This is a genomic window from Leptotrichia sp. oral taxon 879 str. F0557, from assembly GCF_000469385.1.
Lineage (GTDB): Bacteria > Fusobacteriota > Fusobacteriia > Fusobacteriales > Leptotrichiaceae > Leptotrichia > Leptotrichia mesophila.
In genome coordinates, this window is sequence record NZ_KI271297.1 from 4,878 (window position 1) to 15,173 (window position 10,296).

General features: G+C 31.6%; 9 protein-coding genes. 8 read left to right on the forward strand and 1 reads right to left on the reverse strand.

What is annotated here, in order from left to right; translation table 11 throughout:
* Window positions 1–718: 718 nt before the first annotated feature.
* From HMPREF1552_RS02885 to HMPREF1552_RS02915, 8 genes are all read left to right on the forward strand, one after another.
* Window positions 719–2,389: a formate--tetrahydrofolate ligase gene (locus HMPREF1552_RS02885; RefSeq protein WP_021743570.1), complete on the forward strand. Its 1,671-nt coding sequence runs from the start codon at window positions 719–721 to the stop codon at window positions 2,387–2,389.
* 39 nt (window positions 2,390–2,428) lie between these two features.
* Entirely contained in the window at window positions 2,429–2,923 is a 495-nt protein-coding gene (locus tag HMPREF1552_RS02890) for a pyridoxamine 5'-phosphate oxidase family protein (RefSeq protein WP_021743571.1), read from the forward strand.
* 25 nt (window positions 2,924–2,948) lie between these two features.
* Window positions 2,949–4,169: a MalY/PatB family protein gene (locus tag HMPREF1552_RS02895; RefSeq protein ID WP_039901067.1), complete on the forward strand. Its 1,221-nt coding sequence runs from the start codon at window positions 2,949–2,951 to the stop codon at window positions 4,167–4,169.
* Between the two features lie 339 nt (window positions 4,170–4,508).
* Window positions 4,509–6,158: a L,D-transpeptidase gene (locus HMPREF1552_RS02900; protein ID WP_021743573.1), complete on the forward strand. Its 1,650-nt coding sequence runs from the start codon at window positions 4,509–4,511 to the stop codon at window positions 6,156–6,158.
* A gap of 63 nt (window positions 6,159–6,221) precedes the next feature.
* On the forward strand, window positions 6,222–6,782 hold the full coding sequence (locus HMPREF1552_RS12720; RefSeq protein WP_021743574.1) for a hypothetical protein: 561 nt from the start codon (window positions 6,222–6,224) through the stop codon (window positions 6,780–6,782).
* A gap of 92 nt (window positions 6,783–6,874) precedes the next feature.
* A complete protein-coding gene (locus tag HMPREF1552_RS12725; RefSeq protein ID WP_231370738.1) occupies window positions 6,875–7,900 on the forward strand; it encodes a L,D-transpeptidase family protein in 1,026 nt (341 codons plus the stop codon).
* 173 nt (window positions 7,901–8,073) lie between these two features.
* On the forward strand, window positions 8,074–8,793 hold the full coding sequence (locus tag HMPREF1552_RS02910) for a queuosine precursor transporter (protein ID WP_051311979.1): 720 nt from the start codon (window positions 8,074–8,076) through the stop codon (window positions 8,791–8,793).
* A gap of 17 nt (window positions 8,794–8,810) precedes the next feature.
* Complete coding sequence (locus HMPREF1552_RS02915; RefSeq protein ID WP_021743577.1) at window positions 8,811–9,515, forward strand: radical SAM domain protein; 705 nt, start codon at window positions 8,811–8,813, stop codon at window positions 9,513–9,515.
* Between the two features lie 11 nt (window positions 9,516–9,526).
* On the opposite strand, the gene HMPREF1552_RS02920 is transcribed toward HMPREF1552_RS02915, so the two are convergent.
* Window positions 9,527–9,910, reverse strand: coding sequence for a hypothetical protein (locus HMPREF1552_RS02920; protein ID WP_006804821.1), 384 nt, complete (start codon window positions 9,908–9,910; stop codon window positions 9,527–9,529).
* Window positions 9,911–10,296: the final 386 nt, after the last annotated feature.

Consider the following 10,296-nt stretch of genomic DNA (forward strand, 5'->3'; position numbering starts at 1 on the left):
TGTCCTAATAATTAAAATTATGGAAAGATTGCTACGCAATAACCTATGGCTAGTCTAGGACATTTTCCTGCACTGACAAAAAACTCGCCATGCTCAGACAGTTTTGCCAGCACAGAAAAATGCTCCGACGGGTTATTTATACTAAAATCTGTTTGAAAAATGAAAATTATATTTTAATTTTAATAAATCGACGGAGCTTTTATTTGTTCAGCTACGACTGTTTGACGACTGAAAGGAGGAGTTTCGGAGTTGGGCAAATAAAAGTCGTAGTCTAGCCATAGGTTGCAGGATTTGCGGCAATGAGCAATCCTGCGAAAATAAAGAAAGAAAACAGTAAAAACTGATATTAAATAAAACAATCTAATATTAAATCTTGATTGTTTATTATCTTGCATTCTTCCAAAAATGAAGATTAAGTCTCATATTTATCCTTGTAAAAACAGTTTTTTAAAAAATGAAAAAGATGAATTGCTATTAAAAATATTGACAATTATAAAAAGATATAATATGATGTATTTATGAGAAGATGATGTTAATTAGAATTGTAGGTTAATTTAGGAAAATAACCACACTTGTAGAAATTAGTAACTAATATGAATTTCTAAAGAAAAAGTTATAAAAACTGAACAAATTATAAATGAATATCGGAAAAGTCTTTTAATTAACATGACTTTTTCGATTTTTATATAAATAATAAAAAATACAGGAGGATGTTAGGATGACGGATATTGAAATTGCTCAAAATGCGAAATTGAAAAAAATTGGTGAGATTGCAGAAAGTATTGGACTTACAGAGGATGATTTTGAGCCGTACGGGAAGTATAAGGCTAAGGTTAGTTTGGAAGTATTGAAGAAAAATGCAGGGAAAAAAGATGGAAAATTGATTTTGATGACAGCTGTTACTCCTACGCCTCCGGGGGAAGGGAAGTCTACTGTTACTGTTGGATTGACTCAGGCGTTGAACAAGTTTGGGTATAAATCGATTGCGGCACTTAGGGAGCCGTCTTTGGGGCCTGTGTTTGGGATGAAAGGTGGAGCTGCTGGGGGCGGAATGTCGCAAGTTGTTCCAATGGAAGAGATAAATTTACATTTTACGGGAGATATTCATGCAATTTCGGCTGCGCATAACTTGATTTCTGCGTGCATTGATAATCATATACATTTTGGAAATGAACTTGATATTGATGTAAATAATATTACTTTTAAACGTGTGCTTGATATGAACGACAGAAATTTGAGAAGCATTGTCGTTGGGCTTGGTCCAAAAGTGAATGGCGTGCCTCGTGAAAATTCGTTTCAGATAACGGTTGCTTCGGAAATTATGGCGATTTTCTGTCTTGCTGACTCTATTACTGACTTGAAGGAAAGAATTGGGGAAATAGTTTTTGCATACAACAGAAAAGGGGAAATGCTTAAAGTTAAGCAGCTTAATATTCAAGGGGCAGTAGCGGCATTACTAAAAGATGCGATAAAGCCTAATTTGGTACAGACTTTGGAAAATACGCCTGTATTTATTCATGGTGGACCTTTTGCGAATATTGCACATGGATGTAATTCGCTGCTGGCTACAAAAATGGCATTGAAATTGTCTGATTATGTGGTTACGGAAGCTGGATTTGCGGCTGATTTGGGGGCTGAGAAATTTTTGGATATAAAAGCTAGGCTTGGGAAATTGGAGCCAAATGTTATTGTAATCGTTGCGACAGTTCGTGCGTTGAAGCATCACGGCGGAGATAAGGACTTGAAGTCGGAAAATATTGAAACATTGACAAAAGGGCTTGTAAATCTTGAAAAACATATTGAAAGCATGCAAAAGTACAATTTGCCAGTTGTTGTGGCAATTAACAAATTTATAACTGATACTGACGCTGAAATTCAAGTGATAAAAGACTTCTGTGCAAAACTGGATGTGGAAGTTGCCAACTGCGAAATTTGGGAAAAAGGTGGAGAAGGTGGAAAAGAGCTTGTGGAAAAAGTTATGAACGCCATTGAAAAGAATGAAAAATCAGACAAAAAATACGCTCCACTCTATGATTTGAACTTGTCAATTCAGGAAAAAATTGAAAAAATTGCAAAAGAAATTTATGGAGCGGATGGAGTGAACTTCGCACCAAAAGCACTTAACAATATCAAAAAATACGTAGAAAACGGCTACGACAAATTGCCAATATGTATCTCAAAAACACAAAAATCATTGTCAGACAACCCAAATCTACTGGGACGACCAACAGGCTTCACAATTACAATCAATGAAGTAAGACTATCAGCTGGAGCAGGATTCTTAGTAGTAATGGCTGGAGAAATCATCGATATGCCAGGATTACCGAGAAAGCCGGCGGCAGAGTTAATTGATATTGATGAAAATGGGGTAATTTCAGGATTATTTTAAATTTAATGTACAGAAATAATAGAATGGAAAAACATAAAAATGGAAAATACAAAAGTAAAAATGCGAAGACGGGACAGAGAAATTACAGACAACGAAAAAATAAAAGAAATTATAAAAGCCTGTGACTGTTGCCGTCTTGGCTTAAACGATAACGGAAAAGTCTACATCGTCCCACTAAATTTTGGCTTTACCGAAGAAAATGAAAATTATACATTTTATTTTCACGGTGCAAGAACAGGGAGAAAACTTGATATAATAAAACAAAATAACTACGTAGGATTTGAACTTGACACAAATCACAAAATTTACACAAAAGGTTATAAAGCCTGCAATTATACTGCCAGATTTCAAAGTGTAATCGGAAATGGGAAAGTTGAGATTATTGAAGATGCACAAGAAAAAATGAAGGCGTTGCTGGAACTGATGAAACATAATACTAGAAAAACAGAATGGGAGTTTGACGAGCAAATGCTGAAGGCAGTTTGTGTGTTTAAACTTGTGGTTGAGGAAATGAGCTGTAAGGAGCATGAGTAGAGAGAATTTGAATGGAGGTAAAAAAATGTCAAAAGAATATGATTTTGAAACAATCTTAAGCAGAAAAGGGCAAGGATCGTACAAATGGGAGCAGATGTATGAAGTGCTTCCAGAGCTGGAAGATGATATTGTTCCGTTTTCTGTGGCGGATATGGAGTTAAAGATTGCTCCTGAGATAACAGAAGGAATGAAAAAATATATTGATGAAACCGTTTTGGGGTATTCGGGGACTTATCCGAAATATTATGAGGCTGTTATAGGATGGATGGAGAGAAGGCACGGTTTTAAGGTAGAAAAAGACTGGATTTTTTGTACTCCTGGTGTGGTTTCGGCTATATATGTTGCGATTAAGGCTTTTGCAAAGGAGAATGAAGGTGTGATTACGTTTACTCCTGTTTATTTTCCATTTTATAGCTCGATTACTTCAAATAATAGAAAATTGGTGGATTGTGGTTTAGTTAAAAGTAAAAATGAGAATGGTGAAGTCAAGTATTCTATTGATTTTGAAAAATTTGAAGAGTTTGCAAAAGATAAAAATAATAAAATATTGCTTTTGTGCAGTCCTCATAATCCGCTTGGGATTGTGTGGAGCAGGGAAGATTTGGAAAAGATTGGGAAAATTGTGGTTGAGAATGATTTGATTGTGATTTCTGATGAGATTCATTCTGATATTGTGATGGCTGGGCATAAACATACAGTTTTTCAGACTTTATCAGAAAAATTTGCTGAGATTACAATAACATGTACTGCTCCTACAAAGAGTTTTAATCTAGCTGGAGCAGGAATTTCAAATATAATTATCAAAAATGAGAAACTTCGTAAAAAATTCAAGGCTGAAATGGAAAAAATGGCGATGCATGTTTTTTCAACATTATCATATAAGGCATGTGAACTGGCTTATACAGAAGCAGAAGAATGGCTTGATGAATTTTTGCTGTTAATTGATAAAAATCAGAAATTGGTAAATAAATTTTTTAAAGAAAGATTTGTAGATTTGAAGGCACCGCTAATTCAAGGAACTTATTTACAATGGTTAGACTTTCGGGCATTGGGGCTTAAAAACACAGAACTTAAGGAGTTTATGAATAAAAAATCAAAAATATTTTTTAGTGAGGGATATACATTTGGAAAGGCTGGAGACGGATTTGAGAGGGTAAATCTAGCTGTGCCAACTAAATATTTGGAGAAAATGCTGGAAAGACTTTATGAAGTGCTAAAAGTGGAATTTCCAAAATTTTGTAAGTAAAAAATTAGAATTGAAGTCAAACTCAAATAATATAATTTTTATCTAAATCTATAATTTATTTAGTTCTGGTGGAATAATTTTAGTGAATTCTTGCTATAAAATAAAAATTTTATTAGAAAATAAAAGTAAAATTTAATTTATGTTTTACATTTTTATAGATATTATGATATAATATAGCAATGAATTTAAAATTGAAATGAATTTCAAATTTTTGAGATAATTTTTTCTACTTAAACAATAATAAAAAAGACGGAGAGATGAAGATGGGAAAGGCAAGTGGCTTATTGGCTTGTAAATTGAAATGTCATAAAAAGAGAATGATGAATAGGAGGGGAAATTGTGACAAAAAAACTAGATAATATTATTGAAGCTGGAAAGGAAAAGATAAAAATAAAAAAATGGAGAAAAATTGGGTTGGCAGCATTGATTAATACTATTGTAGGATTTAATGTAAATGCTGAGCCATTGAATCTGCCTAAGGAATATTCTGAAAATATTTCAGTTGAAGGACATGAGAAGGAAGTATTTGATTACGATTTTAATAATGATGGAATTAAAGAAAAAGTTGTCGTAACATATAATTCAAAAAATGACTTCATAGAAGCTGTAGTTTCAATATACACAAATCAAGATGGAAAGGATATGCTTACATATCAGATAACATTTGACAAGAAGTTCAGTATTATGGAACTTCAGGCAATGCAGAAAATGTTTGACAAGGTAAAGGAATATTATCCTGAATATTCTAAGAACGTTCAGCTTGGAGAAACTAGATATATAGTGATTTATGGAGATAACAGAAGAGGTGACATAATATTTGATAAGATAAAGTTTAATAATCATACTCCAGAAAATACAAATAATTTTTTATTTATAAAAAAATCAGCAAGCTTGTTGGAAGCTCCAAATGGAAATGCTGTAGCTCATTTGGGATTTAGTGAAAAGCCTGAAATATTATTTGATATGGTATCAAATGAAGTAAATTCAAATGCAAAATGGTATTTCACAGAATTTACAAAAAAAGGTGATACTAATGTAACTAGAAAAGAAAAAAAAGATAAAGATGGTAAAGTAATAACAGAAAATCCAACAACTATCAAAGGATTTATCGCAGGTAGTGAAGACAATGTCTCAGAAAGAGGTTTTTACTGGAATAAAATGATTAATAGAATTGAAATTGTAAACAATTTTATCGACACTGCGCTAAAGGCAAAAGAAGATTTATATATTATTACAGAATACAAGCCTCTGTCGCGTGATAAACCTAGCAAAAAGGATAGATTTGGCAACAAGAACAATCAGAGCATCATAGGATACACAAAGGCAAATAAGGAAGGCGAAATAATAAATATTCCCGATCAGACAATCTTTAAAATAATCGGCGAAGAAAATAACATGCTAAAAATTGAAACACCGTTTTATGGGGGACCTTATTTCATTGAAAAAACAGAAGGTACATATCAAAAGGCTGAGAATATAAAAGAGAAAGTTAATAAATTTATAGCAATTGATCCACATAGCCAGACTGAAGTGCTTTTCCAAAGAAATCCTGAAACTGAAAAATATGAAGTCGTAACATATTCGTATGTAACTACCGGGAAAGATGGATGGGGTTCTTATGAAACACCTCATGGGGCATTCTTAATAGCTTTCACAAGACCATACATGACTTTTACAAGACATGCAAGAGCAGGAGATAAAACGCTTCCTGGAAGATCTGACCTGACTATCGGAGGAAGTGCCAAATATGCAGTAAGATTCAGCGGTGGAGGTTATATGCACGGGATTCCTGTAGGACTTAATTTCAAAGGATCTACATTAAATACAGGAACTGCTCAGAAAATAGGAACATATAAAGATTCCCATAAATGTGTAAGACACTTTGATGATCAGATTGAGTTTATTGTTGGATGGATAAATGCAGACAGTAAAATCAAGGATAGAGATAATACAATACCTGAAGAACCTGTAATAGCAGTAGTTTTATAATATAAAGTTATAGGACTTGAACAATTGTTCCTGATTTTAAAATAAAAAGTAAGGAGAAAATATATGATGAAAAAAGTAAAGTTACAAAAAACTAAATTTTTAATAATGGCATTAATGATGATTTCAATGGTATCTATTAATGGTTTTTCTGCTAAAAAAGCTAAAAAAGAGATTGAATGGAAACAAATTACATTAGAGCCAGATTTAGATGGAGATGGAATTAAAGATAAAATAGAGGTTGAATATGCAGAAGATGGAAATGATATACATCTTACATTTATTCCCTATGTATTTAATGATAAAGCAAAATTTGTTAAGGGAAAATCTATTGAAAAAACAATGAGCAGAGGTGATTTTGAAACAAAATTTGATACGTTTATAAAGACATTTATTGCTGAATATCCTAAGAAAAATGGTACTCCTCAACCTGTAGCAAAAGAATCAAAACCTGAAGAATCTGTTACCGAAGTTACTCCAGTTACAGAAACTCCATCTATAGAATCAAAACCTGAAGAATCTACAGTAACAACAACAACAACTGATAATCAAATTAATGATGCAGAAAGAAAAAAAAAAGCGAAAGCAATCTTGAGAGAGATAAGAAAGACAGCAGTGAAACCATAAAAAGTTCGTATGTGTATATCAAAAAATATTCTTCTAACAGACCTAAAAATCTGACATTTAATTTTCAATATGACAAACATTCTCCAAGAGAAATGGATGAATTTGTTTTTGTAAAAGAAGCAACAAGCATAAGAAAAGAACCAAATTCTAATGCTAAAGTTATAAAATCGGCAGCATACTCTCATAAATACAGAACGACAGGAATTGTTAAAACTAATGCTGGAAATAAATCAGATGAATGGTATGAAGTATTTTTTGACAATCAGCTTGGGTATATTCCAAAATCAGCTGTTGAAAAACGTGAATTTGACTGGAACGATATGATGAAAAAAGTTGATAAAACAAATAAGTTTATAAGAGAAGCCGTTAGTGCCAATAAAAAAATATATGTCTTAGATGATTATGTTCCGCTTGGAGGAGGGGAATCAGGTAAAAGAGATAAATTTGGAAATCGTGCTAATCAAAGTGAATCTGGTTATACAGATAAAAGTTTTAAGGATTATATAAATATTCCAGACAGAACTATTATGATTGTGGAAGAAGAAAATGATAAATACGTAAAAGTTAAAATAGATGCCTATGATAACGGTACTTATTACTTAAAGCCTTCTACAAAAAGATATTTGAAAGATGCAGGAATTACTGGCGAAATAACAAGATTTATCTATGTTGACAGAGCAAGTCAAAATGAAATGGTTATAGAAAAAGTAGGAGATAACTGGAATGTAGTAACTTCTTCATTTGTAACTACTGGAAAAGACGCTGGAAATTCATTTGCCACACCTTATGGAACTTTCCTAATTGCTTACTCTAAACCTGTAATGCAGTACACAGGTTCAGATAACAAGGCAGTTGTAGGAGATGCAAAAAATGCCGTAAGATTTAGTGGTGGAGGTTATATGCATAGTATTCCGTCATTATTTGAACCTAAAAATACAAGAGAGCAAAGAAAAGCTGCAACAGCTAAAAAAATAGGAACTTATCCAGAATCTCATAAATGTATAAGACATTATGATGATCAGATTAAGTTTATCTATGACTGGTTAGGAAATTCGACACCTGGACATTCAGAAGGATTTAGAGTGCCTAGTGTTCCTACAGTTATGTTAGTTAAATAATTTTTAATAAAAAATATTATAAATTTTAATTCAGATGTTTGGGAAAATCCATCTCTAAAAAAAACCTTTTGGAAACACATATTATTCAAAAGGATAGTGTGTGTTTTTTATTTGTCTAAAAAAATAGGGAAAATTTAATTAAATAAAAAATAAAAATTATAAGGAGGAAAATTTTGGAATTTTTTAGAAACTTTCAGTTTGGAGTAAATGAATTAATGTGGTTAGGATACTTGCTGCTTAATTTTACAGCGGTTATCTTGGCTTATAGATTCTGGGGAAAGGCAGGACTGCTTTCAATTGTACCGCTTTCAATAGTTATTGCAAATATTCAGGTTGGGAAGATGATGACCTTGTTTGGTGTGGATACGACAATGGGAAATATTGCATTTGGCGGAATTTATTTAGCATCAGATATTCTTTCTGAAAATGAAGGGAAAAAGTATGCTAGAAAAGTGGTTTCATTGGGATTTGCCTCAATGCTGTTTACAACTTTTATTATGCAAATTGTCTTAAAAATACAGGTAGCGCCGTCTGACACTATGCAAGGGGCTTTAAGTCAAGTATTTGGGTTTATGCCGAGATTAGCAGTTGCGAGCGTAACTGGATTTGCAGCTTCACAGGCATTTGACATCTGGTCTTATCAGGCAATCAGAAAATTGCGTCCAGACTTTAAAGATATTTGGATTAGAAATAATGCAAGCACTATGTTAAGTCAAATACTTGATAATATAGTATTCTCGTTTATGGCATTCTTAGGAGTTTATTCAATGAAAGAAATAATTGTAATTATATTTTCAACTTATTTTCTAAAAGTAGTAATTGCATTATTAGATACGCCATTCGTATATATTGCAACAATTTGGAAAAATAATGAAAAAGTAAGTGAAGAATAATAAGAAAAGGAATAAAGATGATAAGATATAGTGTAATAAAAGAAAAAAATCCTAGAGAAATAGTACTTTTAAAAGGATTTAGCTGTGCATATGGAAAATGTGCATTTTGTAATTATATTTTGGACAATACAGATGATGAAGAGGAAATGAACAGAGTAAATTTGGAGGCGATTAATCAGATTACTGGTGAAAAAGGAGTTTTACAGGTTATAAACTCTGGCTCTGTTTTTGAACTGAACGATTTTACGCTTTCTAAAATTAAGGAAGTTTGCAGTGAGAAAAATATAAAAATATTGTATTTTGAAGCGTATTTTGGGTATATAAACAAACTTAATGAAATTAGGGAATATTTTAATGAGCAGGAAGTACGGTTTGCTATTGGAATGGAAACTTTTGATAATGAATTTAGAACAAAAGTGCTTACCAAAAATTTTATTACAAATGATAAAGTTTTGGAAAAAATAAAAAAAGAATATAAGATGGGACTTTTTATGATTTGTATAAAAGGGCAGACAAAAGAAATGATCTTACGAGATATAGAACTTGCTCAGGAGTATTTTGATGAAATAGCCTTAAGTGTATTTGTGAATAATGATACAAAAGTGGAGCGGGATGAAGAACTTGTAAAATGGTTTTTGACAGAAATTTATCCAGAGTTAAACAAAAAGAAGAATATTGAAATTCTTGTGGACAATAAAGATTTTGGAGTATATGTACAATAAAAAAGGGGGGATTATTCCCCTTTATTTTTTGAAACTCCAATTCCGTTTTCAAACATATCAATTTCATTTTCCAGTTCCTTTAAATCACTTTGGACATAATGCTCATTGTCAGTTCCAAGTCTAAAAGTACGAACCAGTGGATTATTTTTATGATTTACTTCAAACATGTATTCTTCCACAACCATTTTTTTCCGATTGTTAGTCAAATCATCTTCAAAATCTATAACAAGTGTCACATTCAAATCAGAAAGTTCACTAATATCTATCCCTTTTTCATTCACTAAATAGTTCAAAATACTTTGCTTTATTACAAATTCAAGTTCTTCTTCAATTATTTCACGTGGTTTTTCAATATTTTGCGTTAAGTATAAAATAGCCTTATCTAAAAAAATCATAATTTTTCCTTTCTTTTTAATGAATTATATAAATTTATTCCTAGACATTCAATTAAGTTATTTTTTAAATTTTTTTTAGAGTTTTTTGTTAATAATAGTTTTTTCCTTTATTTTTATGTTTTTTTATTTCTTTAAAGCAAGGGAAATCAATCGCCATTTCCCTTGCAACCCTGGATCGTCTAAGCATTTTTTAGTTTAATTATAATGGTTAATTTAACTAAAACAAAAATCTCGAAAATTTATAACAAATATCATTTTTAACAAATTTTGATTAATTTTCATTAAAAAAGTTTAAATTATAATCAAATAAACTTTTTTAACTTTTCGACGGAGCTTTTATTTGTTCAACTATGACTGTAAGGAGGAGTTTCGGAGTTGGACAAATA